A 694-nucleotide genomic window follows, 5' to 3' on the forward strand; every position below is an offset into this window, starting at 1 on the left:
CCCAGCCCGATGCTCAGCCCGGACTGTTTCTGCTTTTGCGTTTCGGCGTAGTGCTGCGTTTCCGCTGCCGCTTCGATCAGGACGTTGCGCCCCGATACGCTCAGGTCGCCGCCGGCGATCAGGTCGCTGGCCTGCACCCCGATGTCGCGTCCGGCGTAGACGGTGACATTGCCGGCGCTGCTGCCCACCAGGCTGCCCGCTACGCGCTGGGTGTCCTGATCGCGGGTAGCATCGCTGCTCTGTTTGCCGAAGGTCACCCCCATGTCGCTCTGGAACATGCCGCTGCCACGTTGGTGGTCTTCGCTGGTTTTGCTGTCCTGTTCGCCAACGCCACCGATGTGGACGTCGCGCCCCGCCAGCAGGTCGAGGTCGAGGGTGCTGGCCACCTGGCTGCCCTGGATGCTGAGGTCGCGCCCGGCCTGGATGGCGACGTTGTCGCCACTCACCAGGCTGGCGACGGCGGTGGTGGTCTGTTCGCTGTTGTTGCCCCAGCTTTCGCGTTTGCCGACGGCGTTTTTGCTCTGGTAGCGGTAGTCGTCGTCGCGGGTGTGCTGGTCCAGGTCGGCGCTGATGTTTACGTCCTGGCTGGCGGCCAGTTGAATGGTACTGCCCTGGCCCAGTAGCGCGTTCAGGGCGCTGGCTTCGGTTTCTTTGATGCGCAGCTGGCTGCCGATCACGTTGAGGTCGCCGTCTT

The 694-nt window shown here is 65.4% G+C and carries 1 protein-coding gene; it reads right to left on the minus strand.

Annotation, left to right across the window (positions count from 1 at the left end; all coding sequences use genetic code 11):
• On the minus strand, positions 1-694 hold a 694-nt coding region (locus FAZ21_RS20065; RefSeq protein ID WP_211243554.1), incomplete at both ends, for a hemagglutinin repeat-containing protein.

It is taken from the genome of Chitiniphilus eburneus (assembly GCF_005048205.1).
GTDB classification, from domain to species: domain Bacteria; phylum Pseudomonadota; class Gammaproteobacteria; order Burkholderiales; family Chitinibacteraceae; genus Chitiniphilus; species Chitiniphilus eburneus.